General features: G+C 39.7%; 12 protein-coding genes. 5 read left to right on the top strand and 7 right to left on the bottom strand.

Translation table 11 applies throughout. The features are described 5' to 3' along the window. Window positions 1-91: 91 nt before the first annotated feature. Window positions 92-4,717, bottom strand: coding sequence for a DEAD/DEAH box helicase (locus ACH784_RS17220; RefSeq protein WP_404392278.1), 4,626 nt, complete (start codon window positions 4,715-4,717; stop codon window positions 92-94). Window positions 4,718-4,940: 223 nt separating this feature from the next. On the opposite strand from ACH784_RS17220, the gene ACH784_RS17215 reads away from it, so the two are divergent. After that, a complete protein-coding gene (locus tag ACH784_RS17215) occupies window positions 4,941-6,113 on the top strand; it encodes a DNA-methyltransferase (protein WP_404392276.1) in 1,173 nt (390 codons plus the stop codon). A 433-nt stretch (window positions 6,114-6,546) separates the two neighbouring features. Here the strand turns inward: ACH784_RS17215 and ACH784_RS17210 are convergent, their stop codons facing one another. Further along, window positions 6,547-7,221, bottom strand: a complete 675-nt coding sequence (locus tag ACH784_RS17210) for a TMEM175 family protein (protein WP_404392274.1) — start codon at window positions 7,219-7,221, stop codon at window positions 6,547-6,549. A gap of 531 nt (window positions 7,222-7,752) precedes the next feature. Here ACH784_RS17210 and ACH784_RS17205 point away from each other — a divergent pair. Continuing rightward, window positions 7,753-8,595: a hypothetical protein gene (locus ACH784_RS17205; protein WP_404392272.1), complete on the top strand. Its 843-nt coding sequence runs from the start codon at window positions 7,753-7,755 to the stop codon at window positions 8,593-8,595. A 138-nt stretch (window positions 8,596-8,733) separates the two neighbouring features. Further along, window positions 8,734-10,074, top strand: coding sequence for an amino-acid N-acetyltransferase (gene argA / locus ACH784_RS17200; protein WP_404392270.1), 1,341 nt, complete (start codon window positions 8,734-8,736; stop codon window positions 10,072-10,074). A 421-nt stretch (window positions 10,075-10,495) separates the two neighbouring features. Here the strand turns inward: argA and ACH784_RS17195 are convergent, their stop codons facing one another. The 4 genes from ACH784_RS17195 to ACH784_RS17180 all read right to left on the bottom strand — a co-directional run bounded on the left by ACH784_RS17195 (window position 10,496) and on the right by ACH784_RS17180 (window position 14,062). Beyond that, window positions 10,496-11,572 carry an L-dopachrome tautomerase-related protein gene (locus tag ACH784_RS17195; protein WP_404392268.1) on the bottom strand — a complete coding sequence of 359 codons (1,077 nt, stop codon included), beginning with the start codon at window positions 11,570-11,572 and terminating at the stop codon, window positions 10,496-10,498. Between the two features lie 168 nt (window positions 11,573-11,740). Continuing rightward, on the bottom strand, window positions 11,741-12,133 hold the full coding sequence (locus ACH784_RS17190) for a ribbon-helix-helix domain-containing protein (RefSeq protein WP_404392266.1): 393 nt from the start codon (window positions 12,131-12,133) through the stop codon (window positions 11,741-11,743). A gap of 19 nt (window positions 12,134-12,152) precedes the next feature. Further along, window positions 12,153-12,719 (bottom strand): DJ-1/PfpI family protein, encoded by a 567-nt coding sequence (locus tag ACH784_RS17185; RefSeq protein ID WP_404395305.1) that lies wholly within the window; start codon window positions 12,717-12,719, stop codon window positions 12,153-12,155. Between the two features lie 344 nt (window positions 12,720-13,063). Next, window positions 13,064-14,062, bottom strand: a complete 999-nt coding sequence (locus ACH784_RS17180) for a sphingomyelin phosphodiesterase (protein WP_404392264.1) — start codon at window positions 14,060-14,062, stop codon at window positions 13,064-13,066. Window positions 14,063-14,330: 268 nt separating this feature from the next. Between ACH784_RS17180 and ACH784_RS17175 the strand changes: the two genes are divergently transcribed. Continuing rightward, the gene (locus ACH784_RS17175; protein WP_404392262.1) at window positions 14,331-14,792 is read left to right on the top strand and encodes a hypothetical protein; all 462 of its coding nucleotides are present in this window, start codon (window positions 14,331-14,333) and stop codon (window positions 14,790-14,792) included. 399 nt (window positions 14,793-15,191) lie between these two features. Continuing rightward, window positions 15,192-16,061, top strand: coding sequence for a DUF2971 domain-containing protein (locus ACH784_RS17170; RefSeq protein ID WP_404392260.1), 870 nt, complete (start codon window positions 15,192-15,194; stop codon window positions 16,059-16,061). Window positions 16,062-16,091: 30 nt separating this feature from the next. Here ACH784_RS17170 and ACH784_RS17165 read toward each other — a convergent pair whose 3' ends face one another. Further along, window positions 16,092-16,565: a PD-(D/E)XK nuclease superfamily protein gene (locus tag ACH784_RS17165; RefSeq protein ID WP_404392258.1), complete on the bottom strand. Its 474-nt coding sequence runs from the start codon at window positions 16,563-16,565 to the stop codon at window positions 16,092-16,094. Window positions 16,566-16,821 lie beyond the last annotated feature (256 nt).

The raw sequence follows: 16,821 nt of genomic DNA, 5'->3' as shown, positions 1-16,821 counted from the left end.
TTGCCATCAATAAGATCAGATAATACGGCGCCTAATTTGCAGCAAACAATGGAGCTCTAAAATTCAATAGGCTGCCGGCGCTGGATTAGCTTTAGTCACGCCAACGATAATTGATGACCCTTTGCTTTCCTTGCCAGTCTAACCTAAGTTGCTTTTCTTTGTTGCAGTAGTGGTCATATCGCTTTAGGGCTTTGGCGTGGTCTGCAATACTTTCATCTGCGGTTAAATGCTGTAACAATTCTTCACTCATGATCAGCACTGCTTGTTGTTTTGCTCTGGAAATTGATACATTTGTTCGGTTTAGGTTCAAAAGAAACTCTTCTTCCTGACGAATGATATCCTCATCACCTACGCCGTAGGAAATAATGATTAAGTTTCTTTCGCCACCTTGGAACCGTTCAACAGTATCAACCGCTTGGTCGATTAAGGTGTGGAGGTTTGTTGGAAATATACGACAGAGCTCTTTAACTATTAATGCTCTTTGCGCTTTATGTGGGGTTACGACACCAACCATTCCCCTCCAAAATGCTTCATCAAAATTTGGTAAGTCTGATGCAGATTGATAATACTTTAGAATCATATTAACAGTGAGCATGGTTTCAAAAGGATTAGCTTGGCCGCTCATTCCATCACGATATCGAATAGAGACGACAGGGTGATCTGGATTAAACAATGAATCAAGTAAATCTGGTTGGAGTTGTTCAAGATATGTATTTGAGATATTTCTCGTTAAGTTACTAACTTCTATGTGTTGCGTCGGGTTTGCAGCATGTAATTCCACAGGATAGCCTAAGCGTTTACCAAAGTTTACTATCACTTCGTTAGAACGGTAATTAGTGAGTAACTTATAAGGCTCAATTTTATGGCGCTCGCGTAAATAGTTTTGAATACTACCGACTAAATGTTTTGCATTCGTTGGAGCTTCAGCCTGTTGGATTGGTGGCATTTGTAGGTGGTCACCGACGAATGTAATACAACCACCATCATCTAGAGAATTCAATATAGGCAGACTATTGGGCACATCGATCTGAGATGACTCGTCAACTAGGATATAGTCAAATAGTTCCCCTCGGCAGGGGTATTCTGCATCTTGCGCTTTGCCTTTTATGGATATTCCTGTTAACAATGGATAAATAGAATGGTGATGAGTGGCAACTACAATCAATGAGTTTGAACCTTTTGCACTTTCGAGTAATTCTCGAATATCTGTAATTTTTTGTAATTGTCCCTCAATATCAGGAGAGCTTATTACTTCCCCTACACCATGACCTACTGCTTTGGTGGTAACCCCTCTCCAAAGCTCGTCACTTAATATAAAGTCATAATCAAAGCTGGATGTTCCGGAGAGGCAAATGAGTTTCAGCCTCTCCTGATTTAGGGCTGTTAATACGGGACGTAAGCGATTCAATATCTCTATAACTGCTCGCTTAGTTGGGCCTGTGATTAAAATGCGTATCCCTTTTTCATTTTCCTGAGAGATTCTTAGTTCTGAGCCTAATATATAAACAGAAGTGTCTGTTTTACCGGTACCGGGTGGCCCCCAAATGACATTCAATGCATTTTTAAGAGAGGCGCTAATAGCTTTATTTTGAGAATCGTTAGGAGGAAATCTGCCTGTTTGATTTTTTACCCAAGATATAGCCTCTGTCAGCTGCGATTCTTTAATTTCATTTACTGATTTGTTCAGGGTTGCTCCCTGCCAAATTACTTTGGCAGCTCTTGTCACGATTTGCTTTTGGCTTGGCTTTTCTGGTTTGCTTTTTAGTAGAGCAGTTTTTGATGCTGGATCCGGAAATGCGATTACTGGGTGTTTGATTTCTTTTAAGCAAGCTAGGGTGACGTGACTACGTGGCAGCGGTGCGGATCTTGCAATTGCGATATTGTTTTTTACATGGAGAAGCCCATCTTTTAGCAGTTCTTTAATAATTGGTTTGCCCAAGTTTATTTTAATTTCAACCCAACCATTCACTCGATCAAAATGCCCAATGCTGATACTTGTGAGCTCACAAAACCGCTGGTAAAGCTGAAACTTTTCGTTTTGAAAATTGTTTTCATAACGCTCAATAATTCCCTCATCTTCTTTGGCTCGGAGTAAATCTATTGGTCTCTGAAAAGGGAACCCAGGCATATCTTGGAGAAGTAGAGTTAAGTAACTATCCTGATCCCTGAGTTTGCTATTTTTGGAGTCTTCAGACACCCAGTAATATTTGAAGAATGGCTTTTGCGTTATATCCTGTTGCTTGATTTCTTGAGACGTCATTTGTTTCGTTACAGAAATGCATGCAAATTTACTTTCCAGAGCTGGAATAGCAGAGGAGATTTCTTGGTTAAAGTCCAATAAACTTAATTGATCATCTAAGATTGTAAAGATGGACCACAATTGACTATCTGCTGGCAGTGACTTTATGCTTACGCTCCCGAAAACTTGTGAGCGTTCTAAGATGGTTTCAGTCATTATTGGTGGTGCATAAGCAAGCTTTTCTACGCTCTTATTTGCTCCGATGAATTTTCGCATAGAGGATATAGCCCAGACTTGTTTCTGTGCCGCCCAAATATATTTTTCAACATATTCCTCGAATAGCTGTTCTTCGAGCGCTTCTTTTTCACTTAGTTTTAGAGCCGAGAAGACAGCATTTTCTAAACTCTCCTTTTCTCTATCCTCGAGTTCCTTAAGATTATTCATATCTAATGCTTTTAGTTTGGCTTTTGTAGCTGGGTTTAGATTCGATAAGTCAAGATGCTTATGGCTTTTTAAGGCTTTTCGCTTTACATCTGATTTAGCTACACTTTTAAGCCAAATTTCTAATATGCGTTCTCGTGGGATGTAGTCACCAAGCTGCGACTTGTGTAACCAGCCAATCTTTTGATACGAGCTTTTAAGGCTTTCATCAATTCTCGATGCGACTACAAGTAAAGGGTAAGCTGTTTCGACAGGCCATTTCCCATGTTCCTGTATGATATCTTTTAGAATACAAATATAAGGAGCTATCATTTTCCCCTGTCGTCCATTAGAACGGAAATAAGCAGGGTCTTGAATAAGTTCTTCCGGAGAGAATAACCATAGCAAAGATCTTGAAAACTTTTCTGACACTAGAACACTCAAATGTCGTGATAAAACTTTTCGCATAAACTCCAGCTGATAACGATCCCAACAGTAAAACTGCACCGTAGGGCGTTTTGAGACGCTAGACATATCGAAGTCGGGATGTACATTGTTTTTAGAGTCAGATGCCCAATCAAACATTTCTTCAATCTTTGTAAGAAATAATTTTAGTTGGGTTAGTTCTGAGTCTTCTTTCATCTCTTGGACAATAAATACATCCTTTTCAAAAAACTTTGTTTTCGGTCGTTTTTCTTTTGGTAAATTCCAAGGAGCCATTGCTGAAAAAGCACCTTGCACCGAAAATGAAGCTGCTAACCCGTAAGATATATCGTAATTAATATGAAACATGATGCCCAAATTCGGCATTCTGGCTAACGTTATATTTTTAGAGGGGAAAAAGCTTGGTTCGGTTCGACGTAGTACAGCGTTGGCTTTATCTATAAGGCGATGTCGTTGTTTCTTCAGTTCGCTATGGGTATTGAATGCTTCTAGAGGTAATTCACTGAGGTTTTGGGCTGCATGTACTCCCCCCTCATTTATTGCCCTGCGTGCGCCTTTAGTTACTCCAGGAACAATACTTAAATGTTTTTCTTGATATGAGCAATGGGCACAAAACTTACTGAAATTTCGTATTTTTTGTTTTTTATAAGCTTCATACTTTTGGCTCATCATGCCCAAATAGTCACATATATCGCAGTTTGGAGTTAGATGATATTCAAGGTCTTGCCAGTTTTCCTTTTCAACCAGTACACGAGGAATATCTTCAATAAGCACCCGTTTTAAAGGGAGCATATACTGGTCAAAAGTTCTAGTACTAAGCTCTTGCATCCAGTTCTTTAACTTTTCTCTAACAGTATCCCCTTTGAATATGTAATTATCAGCCTTATCTGTCGCGTAGGAGTGTTTTGTCCATATACCTATAGTATCGACAACTAAATAGCGCTTATCTAAATTATTATATGCCAACCAATTTGATAGCATCCAACTATAAAGAGCGGCTTCTGCAAATTGTCCTACGCCAGCTTCGTCTGCCAATTTGACATCACTTATCATAAAGAAAGTGCGACTTTCATTTGCTTCAATATGCTTGATATCCCCATCAGGTAATACTTCATAAAGAGGTTCATCATTAGTCGTTAAAAGTTGAATATCTGATGCCAGTATTATGTCAGGCCGCATAAAGCCAAGATCTGGTAAGTTTGGAATTGACGATGTTTCAACACCTAGCTTCTCGTAAAGAGTGTGCATGAAACCTTTTGTGGAGAAGCTTGCTTCGAGAAGTAAGGTGTTGTTGTTTATACCTTTTTGACACCGCAACAACAGGTCTTTTTCTGAAGAATATTGATTATTATTGGAGTCATCTAAATGAATTGTGTTGGCAGGTAGGGTGTTTCGGAGAATTTCATAGTAGGTTTTTTCTAGCTTTTTTCCTTCACGTTGGCTTATTCCTAGTCCCCTAGAGCGAAGTTTAAATGGATCTGGTATTTCTAGACGCTCTCTCTCTGGATCCGTTAGATTTTTTTTACCGCCATGATTGATTATGGATAGAAATAGCCTCCGATCACATTTAGTTTCTAGGTGATTTACTACGATTTTTTTATCTATTTGTTCCATAGAGATTCTCCATACAAACTAAAACAACAATTATTTTGTTTGCGTATGTGCATGCCTTTGACAATTATAATTTTTTTCATAGAAAAGATTATATTGGCCTTTATTCAATATTAGATCCATTACTTTTTGATAGAGGTTGGCTTTGTAAGGAGGTGATAAATGAGTGGATCCAGATGATTAGTTCTATTATCATGAAAAGAGTTGGTCGTTTGGAGGTTTTACTGTGGCACAATCTTTTTTTCAGGCGATAGGCGTAGTAAATGATGCTAAATCGTTGAAGCGTTTATCTGTCAGTGTCGGTATAAAGGTTGAAGAGCTTAAGTATTATGATGAAGAACATATGCTACCTAGTTCAGATACATTTTATAAACTATCGAGACATTTGCCAGTTGAACGAAATAAAGTGGCAATGAAGATGGGTATTTTTACTGCTGAAATTAGGGAGTGGCTATCCATGAATGCTGACGATTTTGATGTGGGGATGCAAACTGCTTTCGGAGTTGATGAAAAAAAACCAGATTTCTCTACATCATTAGGTAAGCTATATCATGCAAGCTGTCTGGAAGTGTTACCTCAATTACCAAGCGATACATATGATTTAATTTTTGCGGATCCACCATTTAACCTTAAAAAAAATTACAATGAGAAATCAAAAGATGACCTTCTGGCTCATGAATATGAAGTCTGGTGTCAAAAGTGGTTGGATGAATGCATCAGGCTTTTAAAGCCTGGTGGGAGTCTATTTCTATGGAACATACCCAAAAATAACCAAAAGCTGAGCCAATATATATCTCAATTTTTGACCTTTAGGCATTGGATCGCAGTGAAGATGAACTATGGCTTCCCTGTTATAGGTAAATTGTATCCTTCCCATTATTCATTACTGTATTTTACTAAAGGAAATAAGCCGAAAGCTTTTAAGCCAGATAGACTTCCTTTAGAAACATGTCCTAAGTGTGCTCACGAATTGAAAAGCTACGGTGGATATAAGAGCAAGCTAAACCCCAATGGTTTGAATATGCAGGATGTTTGGTTAGATATAAATCCTGTGCGCCATAAAAAATACAAGAATCGAAAACACAATGAATTACCGATTAGTTTATTAGACCGAATTATAGAAATGTCTACAGAACCTGGTGACTTAGTTCTGGATCCGTTTGGGGGTAGTGGTACTACATTTGTTGTTTCTGAATTAAAAGGTAGACGTTGGGTCGGATGTGAAATTGGCGAAATTGATACAGCTACAGGGCGCTTGTCTAATATTGAAGAGGAGTGGGAGGTACTGTCTAAACAAAGGGACAGCTTAAACTCCTTATTTCCTGATAGTGTTAGGCAGAAAAGATTAAAGGGATCTTTGTGGGTAGATACTAACAGCAAAAAAACTAAAGTGAGCTAGGGTTTGGCAATAGAAGATCGTTGAAATACTTAATCGACCTTGAATGGCGTAATGGACCTGGGAAGAGCATATTCCGCAATTTCCCTTTGAGTATGAATCTTTATTATTTTACGTTTGAATTGCGATGTGTAGTTAGATAAGTCTAGTATGAAACTATATTTTCCCAACCTCAAATTTCCAAACTAAAAGACTGGCCCTATAGCCCCATTCAGTATGAAACTATATTGCGGGGCCACAACTTATTGGTAAGCCGCTTTTTTAGTCTACCAAAACTTCAATCTGTTACGTTTTAGAGCCCATTGAATCTTCAAAGAAAGATATCACACTTCACTCAAAACCTACCCCGCTTCTTTAGACCCCAAAAGCACTGCATTTTAATGGCTTAAAATATAAGCTTCAGTTTCTGACAATACCTAAATTTGCTCTTACGTTTCTAGAGAGCTGGGTTCAGAGAAAATGTTGGTTTTTCCTTGTAGCGCTTACTAAGTAGCCATCGACTTGGCAAAATTAATAGGTAAACCATGCCTGTAAGGTATAACAGGTTGGCGCTCAACAGATACACCATAATGTGGGATAACAGTGCTACTAAGACAATGGCCAAATCAGTAAATATTTCACGTTTTATTGATATTTTTGAGACTGTTAGAATAAGCTTCTCGCAGTTTTTATAAATGTAGATATTCATCAGCATTAACAAACCAAAGATAGCCATTAAAGTTGATGAGAATATGTGTATAAGTTGAGAGATTTGATTCAAGGTTAATGTTTCTTCCATTTTTATTGTGCTTTGGTAAAACGGAAAAAATGTTTCTAGTGCCAAAGTAAACATATACTTCAGCGGAAACACAAAAAACAAGATAGTAAACAAGAAACATGCAAGTAGGGCTTTTAATGGCGTGTCTACTTTATCAATAGAGCTTAGTAGTCTCGCTTGATTATTCCAAATGATGAACAACATCAAGAATGTGATAAAAAAGCCAATAAAACCATGTGACATACTCTCAAACTCGGCATAGCTTTTAGGTATTTCCATTTTCACAACTAAAAAAGTAAGTGCCAATCCAAAGATTGCATCACTTAATGCTTCTATTCGAGATTTTGAAACCATTCAATTCATACCTAAACGTTAGAATAAAAAACAAACTAAGATAACTGATTAAATAATAAAACCCTTATACAAATCAACAATGTTCAATAATTTGTTCCCTTTTTGAATTTTATGAAATCAACTAAGAATGATTTGAAAGTAAATTGAATTGACGAAAAAAGTCGCAATGCTGTGTTGGTTTTCATAAAAATTATAAGCAAATTATTTTAGAAGAAGTTTTGATACTTTTACTTTAATAAACTTCGATCCATCGCTTAGTTAGATAGTGATAAATAATTAACTTATCCAATAAATACAGATACTTGTGCATTACTCTAAGTATCTTCTTGTGATCACAAAAGCGCTCCTCATGGATGTAAGTATCTACAAGTCGATGACGATAGTGATAATCAGGCACAATTCATCAAGACGTCAGGCTTTTTGTACTTGAACTGCTAATGTCATTGGTTCTTACATCACCATTAAGGGCAAATCATGAAGCCGAATTTAACTTTACTCACCCTATTATTTTTCAGTCTCAGCGGTTGCTCTATGAGTCATACTGAGGACAAACCTAATGTAAAAGAAAGTGCGTATTTTGGAGAGCAGCCCCCGGGTTTAGTGCCTAAAATATTTGAGCCGAAGATTGTTTCACCAAACGGGGAGTTTGAAAGCGGTACATTCACGCCAGACATGCAGTCTTTTTACTTCACCAAAGCCATAGGCGAAGACAAAAAGCGAGGCTTCTTTGTTATCAATAAAGAAAACAATCAGTGGGGAAAGGCGTCAGAAACCGATCTACGTTGGCCGCAGTTTTCTTACGATGGCAGCAAAATGTTCATCGGCAAAATGTATCGTGAGCGTCAAGGTAGTGGCTGGTCAGAGCCTAAAAGCCCTGGCGCGTTCATAAAACATATGGCACATGGCAGATCGGTCTCTGCAAGTGGCACTTATTACTTTACCGGATATAAAAAGCGAGGTGTTGTTGGCGCTTTGTATTACTCTCGACTTATCAACGGGGAGTATGAAGAGCCTATAAAGCTAAGAGATGATATGAATCAAGGAGAGTACATAGCGGGTTCCATGATAGCACCTGACGAATCTTATTTGATTTGGAGTGTGCAACGAGCAGGGGGGTTTGGGCAATCTGATCTTTATATTAGTTTTAAAAGGCAAGATGGCACTTGGTCGAAGGTTATAAACATGGGAGCAACGATTAATACAGAAAAACAAGAAAGCTCACCTAAATTATCGCCTGATGGAAAATACTTCTTTTTTATTCGAGGTGATTGGCATGTCAATAAAAATGGCAAACGGGTCTATGAAGGAAAGCAGCATTGGGTTGATATTCAACTGATCAAAAACTTAAAACGAAAAAGCTCGTTTTCATTTTAATATTTCCTTCAACTAAACAACATACGCTAGAAAATTATAAATTGCACAAATAAAGAATATTAATTCTTTATTTGTGCATAATAATTCTTTAGAGTTGTAGCCAATATCAATTCAATGTTGAACAAAGGTAAGCTGCAGGTGCGTACAACTGAACTCGTAGACGGTTTTCGTCAATCAACACCTTATGTAAATGCGCATAGGGGGAAAACATTCGTAATCATGCTCGGTGGAGAAGCGATCGATCAGCCTGGCTGTCGCAGTATCATCAATGATATTGCGCTACTGACGAGTCTCGGTATCAAAATTGTATTGGTATTTGGCGCGCGACCTCAAATTAATGAGGCGCTGAGTGATGCTAGCATAATTACCCAGTTTCATAATGATGTACGGGTGACCGACAATGAGTCGCTTAAAGTCATTAAGCAAGTTGCTGGTGCTATGCAGCTCGATATCACCGCGCGTTTGTCTAAATCGTTGAGCAGCACACCCATGTCGGGTTCTAATCTTAACGTTGTCAGTGGTAACTTTGTGATCTCTCAGCCTTTGGGTATTGATAATGGTGTCGACTATCATCATTCAGGCAAAGTACGTCGTATTGACGTAGATGGTATTCGCCATCAATTGAACAATAACAGCATTGTATTACTTGGCCCGATCACCGCATCGGTCACTGGTGAGAGTTTTAATTTAACAGCAGAAGAAATCGCTACCCAAGTCGCGCTCAAACTCAATGCAGATAAAATGCTGGGCTTTTGTAAAGAAGCAGGGATATTAGATGAAAATGGCGAAGCTTTAGCTGAATTAATGCCAAATGAAGCGGAGCAGGTCTTAGCGCGTCATCGTGAACAAGGCTCTACCTGTATGAGTGCCTCGGTATTTTTGCAAGCGGCCATTGACGCATGTCGTGGCGGTGTGCACCGTTGTCACCTAATGAGTTATGAAGAAGATGGCGCCTTGCTTCAAGAGCTGTTCTCTCTCGATGGCATTGGTACGCAAATCGCGCCACAAAGCTCTGAGCAACTCCGTAGCGCAACGATTGGCGACATTAACGGCATTATCAATTTAATTCGCCCGCTCGAAGAGCAAGGTTACTTGGTTCGCCGTTCTCGTGAGCAACTAGAAATAGAAATTGAACAGTTTACCGTGATCGACCGCGATGGCGTGATCATCGCTTGTGCCGCACTTTATCCATTTGACGAAGAGAATATGGGCGAATTTGCCAGTCTTGCCGTCCATCCGCAGTATCGTGATGCAGATCGTGGCAGTATTCTACTTCGATCGGTCATCAATAAAGCCAAGCGCATCGGTTATAAGAGTTTGTTTGCGCTGACAACACGCAGTATTCATTGGTTTTTAGAACAAGGCTTTGATTGTGTGGGGGTGGAAGACTTACCAGATAAGAAACGCTCACTTTATAACTACCAAAGACGGTCTAGAGTGTTGAAATTAGATCTAACAAGATTGCCGAAAAATAGGTAGTCAGCTGGGCTTTTTTGGAGCACTTGTAGGCGCGAATTTATGTAGCGCTTGTTATTACAGTTGTCTGCGTGGGGTAAACCCACGCCTACAGTGTTCGTTTCAATTGATAGTTTCAAAATGGCACGAGCTAAATGTAGGCGCGACTTTATGTCGCGCTTGTTTTGCAGTTGTTTGCGTGGGGTAAACCCACGCCTACAGTGTTCGTTTCAATTGGTAGTTTCAAAATGGCACGTGCCAAATGTAGACGCGACTTTATGCCGCGCTTGTTTTGCAGTTGCTTGGGGTAAACCCACGCCCACAGTGTTCATTTCAATTGATAGTTAAAATAGGGCACGTTAAATGTAGGCGCGACTTTATGTCGCGCATGTTTTGCAGTTGTTTGCGTGGGGTAAATCCACGCCTACAGTGTTTATTTCAGTTGCTATCGTCCAACCGTAGCTTCGGTGATGGCGTCAAAACGATAAATCGCGAACTTCCCGCTGCTTTCATCTTTGCCCTTGTTTAAAACGGGTGATTTATGCAATTCATTAACCGTGAAATAGATTTGATTATTTGGACCAACTGCAAATCCGTCTGGCCAACTTAATTGCTCACCTTGAAATAACGTGGAGTACTTACCATCAGGTTTTATTACGCCAATACTGTTGTCGGTAATTGAGGTCACATAGACATTACCCGCATTATCGACGGTGATACCATCTGAAATTGGCTTGCTGCCATGGCGAACGACATGACTTTCAAGCTCAGAATTAGTCAACGTGTTATCTGTAAGGTACTTTGTTTCAATACGATAAAGACTTAAGCCACTCATCGCGCCAAAATATACCCAGCGATTATCTGGGCTGATGGTAATCGGATTTGCGCCAATACGTGCAGGCTGATCGCCAAGCGTGATAACATGACCATCAATAACCATATCGAGATCTTCAGGAGTGGTGTAATTGCTACCTTCAAGTACCCTGCGAGCTTGGCCCGTCGTGAGATCGACCACGATAAGTGCCGACGTTTTTGCTGAGCCAACATCGGTGATATAAATGGCGTTGTTGCTGTAATCAATGGCTAAGTCATTAACGAAGCTTGTATTATTAGTGATCGGAAAACCTAGATAAATAATTTTATGCAAAGACTCAGTACGGGTATTCCAAGCGACTAAACGCGCGTTACTTGTTGGCGTCGCACCATCAAGTAACCATAAAATACCTCTGCGATCGACATTTAAACCTAGTACATCGTTAAGACCTTGACCAAGTTCGTTTGGTTTGTGTGCCCAAGCCTCATTCGGGTATGGCACCGTTTGGCCATTTACTTTTAATTCCATGACTTTCACTGAATGGCCGTAAAAACCGTGCACACTAAAAAACACTCGGCCTTCGGAGCTGATTGCGATGTTGCCAGGGGGCGTCGAATTAGGCAGTGCTGTGACTTTGGTGAGTGTTGCTTGAGCATTGAATAAGCTCAAGCTGGTAATGAGTAACATCAAGATTTTGATGAGTTTCATAGGGTTTCCTCTGTGTGTTTTTCAGGGCAATTCTTGGCGCCATAGCAGTGCCTACATATTGACCTGTATATGCAGACTTATCTTTCAGGAGTGAGTGCCGCGTTTGAAGGAGGTTAAACTAAGCTGGCGCTACTAAAATTGTTTGCATGGGGTAAACCCAAACCAACTTTAATGCGGGTTGGGATCACTTTTGGCAAAGCGGGCTTTGCGTTTTTCAGCTGCCGTTTTTTCGCGTTCAAGTAACTTTTCTGCATTTACCTCAACCAATGGGTCAAGTGCATCTCGGGTTATTTCACCATCAGCCGCCAATGATAAATAACGGCCACAACACACACGCAAAAACGACGTGAAGTTGCCAATATCATGATCGGCATCGAGTGATTCGTGATACAAACGAGTGATTAGTTGCCCAACACTCAAGTCATCTCTAAAGGCGATTTCTTCTAACACGCGCCAGAAAAAATGCTCAAGACGAATTGAAGTGGTGACGCCATCAATACGCAGTGAACGTGTGATGTTCTTCCAACAATCTTGGTCGGCTCCGATAAAAAGTTGGCACATAGTGATGGCTCCTCGTTGGTTATGCTTTGTTTAATAGAGCGATAAACTGTTTTAAAAATTCAGGATGTGCAGGCCACGCAGGGGCTGTGACTAAGTTACCGTCGGTGATTGCCTGATCCATTTCTACTGACACATATTCAGCGCCCGCAAGTATAATCTCTGGCTTGCAAGCCGGGTAAGCCGAAATACGCTTACCAATAATGATATTAGCAGCCGACAACAATTGCGGGCCATGGCAGATAGAAGCAATTGGCTTGTTATTGTCAGAGAATGCTTTGATAAGACTGATCACATTTTCATCCAAACGCAAATACTCAGGCGCGCGACCTCCGGGTAAGTAAAGCCCATCGTAATCGTCGGCACGCACTGCTGCAAAATCAGCGTTTAACGTAAAATTATGACCTGGCTTCTCAGTATAAGTTTGATGTCCTTCAAAATCATGAATAGCCGTGGCAATCACATCGCCTGCTTTCTTATTCGGGCAAACGGCATCAACCTGATAGCCCATAGCTTGCAGTGCTTGAAACGGCACCATGTTCTCATAGTCTTCTACAAAGTCGCCGGTGATCATTAAGATTTTCATTATTCTTCGCCTTCTTCCTGTTGTTGAGTTTGTTGCTGATTAACCTGAGCTTTGGTTAAGAGATTTACTAACGTATTGATATTGAATTTATAAGTTCTTTTTCAAGTCTGCAGCCGGAGACTTTTAGCGATAACAAGGCGAATTTACGCGTCAATAGCTGGCCTATTGCAAGTAAATTCAACGCAGTTAACGTTGAAAGTAGCCGCTGGAGATAGATTTATTATCCAGAGCTCAGGTTAATTATTTAAACAAAGAATGAAAAGAGGCGGGTAACAGCCAATTACTACATGACTAACTAACAGTAAAAGTGAACAAACAAGGAAGCCATTTAGGGCTTCCTGTTATTATTAAAATTCAAAGTTAACTTGCACAGGGTAATGATCAGACAGTTCGTTGTAGTAACCATCATGATAATAACGGCCTGAGGGTAAGTTCCAATTTCCGCGTAAGTAACGCCAGTAAAAGTCACGCTCTGCTTTTGGGTAACGTACTAACATTTCTGGGGTGTTGGTCGGTTGCTTATGATCTGCATGCCAAAGTACATAATCAAGCGTGTCGTTATACTCTAAGCTGTAGTCAAAATAGTAGGCGTTCGCTTTAGTAAACCAATTATGCTTTGCTGAGAAAGAGCCAACCTCAGGCGTGTTGAAAATTAGATGACTGCGAACCACTTCGAGCATATCTGTAATTTCAGATTGTTTACTCCACTCAACGTTCATATCGCCGCCGATAATGACCGGCTCAGAAGTCGGAATTTGCTCACTCTTAATGAAGTCTTGTATCTCTTGTAGTTGGCCCATTCGCACAATATGTTCAGCCTCAGTGTCGCCATCATGTGTTGCTTGCAAATGCGTGCCAATAAGGTGATAGCGTTTGCCGTGTTTTTCTATTTCAACATAAGCGAACCCTTTGTTAGCCAAATAATCCCAGCTATCAGCCAAGCTGTTATTAAACACATGGGCTTTTTGTTTAATGATGGGGTACTTAGATAAAATCACCACCCCACCGCGGATCACAAAGGGGCTATTTGAGCAGTTACCCGTTAAGCTGTGCCAGCCAGTACCGCTACAGTCTTGGCCAACATTGGGAGTTTGATAAGGATAAAGTTGAGCGAGTTGCGCTAACGCAGCTTCGGATTCTTTGCTAAACGCTTCGCTGATAAGAATAACATCAGGGCTATCGTTTAAATGAGAAATGACATTTGGTAAACGCTCTGCACGATTTGCTTGATCCCAATCCTGCACGTTTAATTGCATAATATTATAAGCCATCACTTTAAGTGTATCGGCTTTACTGTGTGCGCTAAGCAAAGCTAGAACACATACTAAGACACGCATTAATTTCATTTTGTTCTCCGACAATTTCGGTTGTTTAAGCCCTCCCTGACGTCAGCACAGTCCAATTGCTAAAGTGAATGCTCGAATAGAGCAAAAACTTGAGCGCTAAAGTAGTGTTAAAGAATGTCGGTTTAATTGCGTGAAAGTGCCTTTTTTATGAAGCTTTTCTTGAGGTTATGTTGCTAGTTTAAAAATGCTTACATGAAAGCATTGTTTGATTTATGTAATCGTCTGCGTGGCCGATACATAAACGCCGTTGTTTAATTAAGGAAGCGCAATGCATATTGCTAGCATTGATAAGATGCCGATCAATTTCAAATCACCGACTCAGCCAGCAAGCGAAAAAGCAGCAGTTAGCGAGCACAAAGAAGTCAAAGTGGGTGACAGTGAAGATGCAAAAGAAAGCGGTAGCGATACCGTTCACATTTCTATGGAGGGAATGAAAAAACTTGATGAAGAATCAAAAAGTGATACAGAACATCTACCTCAGCACATTAAGCAAATGATCGAAGCGATTGAAAATATCATTGAAATGATCGAACAAGCCGAAGAAGTGCTAGCCAAAGCTAAAGAAGAAAATTACCCTGATGAAGAGACAAAAAGGCAGGTAATTGAAGGCCATCAGAATCAAGTTAGCAGCTTGCAGCAAGCTAAAAATGACGCAATCACAAACTTGATAGATGCAATGAAGGAAGCGGGTATTTCAGAGCCCGGAATTATTGCTGATTTAATGGGTTAAAGTTCAAATGTAATAAAATGTCGTGTTATTTTTGAATGTCTCCGGTTTTCAATGGACATTCAAAGTTGCTGTTGGGGGTTGGTTTGAGTCTAATTTAGCTTGAGTGTGGTGTTCAAGTAGGTTCTTCAATTTTGCATTTTGTCGCGTTGGCGACGGCAACCAAGGGGCGGCTAAGCAATTCAATTTGACGTTTTGCAGAAGTTCATCCTTGAAGTTGTTGCCTGTCGGCATCCATGGCCTAGCTCACCTTGTAGCGCATCCATGCGCTGACATTACTCATCAATGCATACTTTTCGGGTGAGATATAAAGGGGGTGGTGCTGCCTATACCAGCTAGTTTTTGTTTTCATTACTCAGTTGTTATCATCTCTTTAGTTTTAAACTACTTTACGGGATTAAAGTGAGAATTTTTAAATTTAGGCATGGTTCGCAAAAAGATTTTGAAGCGCTTGAGCAATCTTATATATGGTTTTCATCTTTGGATGGGTTAAACGATCCATTTGAAGGTTGCTTTTATTTAGATCCCGAAGTAAGCGATGAAGTTCTATTCAAATACCATAAAAACATACTTGCAAGAGAGCCTTTGAGTAATATCTCACCTGCAGATGAGGTTGTTAAAAGATTCATTGATGAGGAAAAAAAGCAAGTTGGTGGTTACAAGCAGTGGTTGATTGATCATATGACACTACCTGAGTTAGAAGAAGAGTTAGAGCTATTAAAGAAAAAGTATAGTGTTTTCAGTTGTAGTAGAGCAGCTGAAGAACATGAACATCCTTCGCCATTAAATAGAATGGCTTTATGGGGATATTATGCAAATGGTCTTAGGGGATTTTGTGTTGAATATGATGAAGATATATTATTTTCGAGTATTCAAGAGCTGAACTCTGAAATGATATTGGGTAAAAGCTTGATTAATTACTCTACCGATAATTTACTACCTGTTGTATCCCTTAAAGATACATTAATGGATTCCATAGAAGGGTCTGCTAAGACACATGCTGCCTTGTTGAATGCAATTAGAACTAAAGCTAGTTCTCCATGGTCTGTTGAGAATGAGCTTAGGTTTATTGCTGAATCTCCTAGCAAACAAGTCGCTCATTGCAAAAAAGCTATTAAAAGGCTTTATATTGGCTCTCGTATGAATCAAGCTGATAAGGATAGGCTGCTTAATTATGGTAGAGAGAATGGAGTGGAATTATTTGAGGTGATGCATTCAACTCAAAAAAAGACTTATGGGTACACATTTAGAAAATGTTTAACCACTAATTAGGAGGTTGTGGGCTTTTTTAACCCACGAGCTTTAACTTTTTAGCCAATTCAGAAACGCTTCTTTAGTATCAAAAACATGGAATTTTTTATCCTTTACGGTTTCAGCTTCATTAAGTAACCATCTATAAGCTTCTTTTTTGTAGCCGTCGCCATCAAAAACAATCACTAAATTATGTTCAGGTGCTTTTAATAACGATTTAAAAAAGAATGGGAATTTCTGATCCACAGAGCCTGAACTTTCCTGCCTGTGAGCTTCGACACGTATCAGCCCATAGTGAGAACTGTTAACTAAAAAGGAGCTTTGCCTGTTTGTACCATACATATCTTCATATGAGTTTCGTGTATTGAATGTGTTTGGCTCTGGCAAGGTATTAGAACTTGCTTTAAAACCAATAGAAACTAGCGAATCTTCCAGCTCTTTACAAAACCGTCTATTAGATTCTATTGGAGTACGCGCACTTAAAGGTTGAGGGGCTTCCTCGAATAATGAAAATTGGTCTTCCATATCAAATCCTTGAAATGTCAAAAGGGAGTTTTAATTTATTAATTGGATTGCTTCAAAGCAAGTGAATGTTGATTGAAAATTGCTCAAAATCAAAGTTTGCACTAATTCGTTTTCATAACAAACTTAAAGCGTATCTAAGCATTAGGTGTCATACCGAACTTGTTTCGGTATCCATTTTCAATCATTACATTGACTCAAATGAGTGGTGCAAAACCGCACCACTGTCTTTTAAAACCTCTCCACGACGACGCTCGCT

It is taken from the genome of Pseudoalteromonas phenolica (assembly GCF_044788725.1).
Taxonomy (GTDB): domain Bacteria; phylum Pseudomonadota; class Gammaproteobacteria; order Enterobacterales; family Alteromonadaceae; genus Pseudoalteromonas; species Pseudoalteromonas phenolica_C.
The sequence above is the reverse complement of the archived record's forward strand: the minus strand, read 5'-3'. Positions and strand labels throughout refer to the sequence as shown.

Bases quoted from the DNA above. Each gene is read 5' to 3' on its own strand.
- ACH784_RS17190 (WP_404392266.1), bottom strand. From the start codon at position 12,133: ATGTGCCAACTTTTTATCGGAGCCGACCAAGATTGTTGGAAGAACATC.
- ACH784_RS17175 (WP_404392262.1), top strand. From the start codon at position 14,331: ATGCATATTGCTAGCATTGATAAGATGCCGATCAATTTCAAATCACCG.
- ACH784_RS17195 (WP_404392268.1), bottom strand. From the start codon at position 11,572: ATGAAACTCATCAAAATCTTGATGTTACTCATTACCAGCTTGAGCTTA.
- ACH784_RS17165 (WP_404392258.1), bottom strand. From the start codon at position 16,565: ATGGAAGACCAATTTTCATTATTCGAGGAAGCCCCTCAACCTTTAAGT.
- ACH784_RS17210 (WP_404392274.1), bottom strand. From the start codon at position 7,221: ATGGTTTCAAAATCTCGAATAGAAGCATTAAGTGATGCAATCTTTGGA.
- ACH784_RS17180 (WP_404392264.1), bottom strand. From the start codon at position 14,062: ATGAAATTAATGCGTGTCTTAGTATGTGTTCTAGCTTTGCTTAGCGCA.
- ACH784_RS17205 (WP_404392272.1), top strand. From the start codon at position 7,753: ATGAGTCATACTGAGGACAAACCTAATGTAAAAGAAAGTGCGTATTTT.
- ACH784_RS17220 (WP_404392278.1), bottom strand. From the start codon at position 4,717: ATGGAACAAATAGATAAAAAAATCGTAGTAAATCACCTAGAAACTAAA.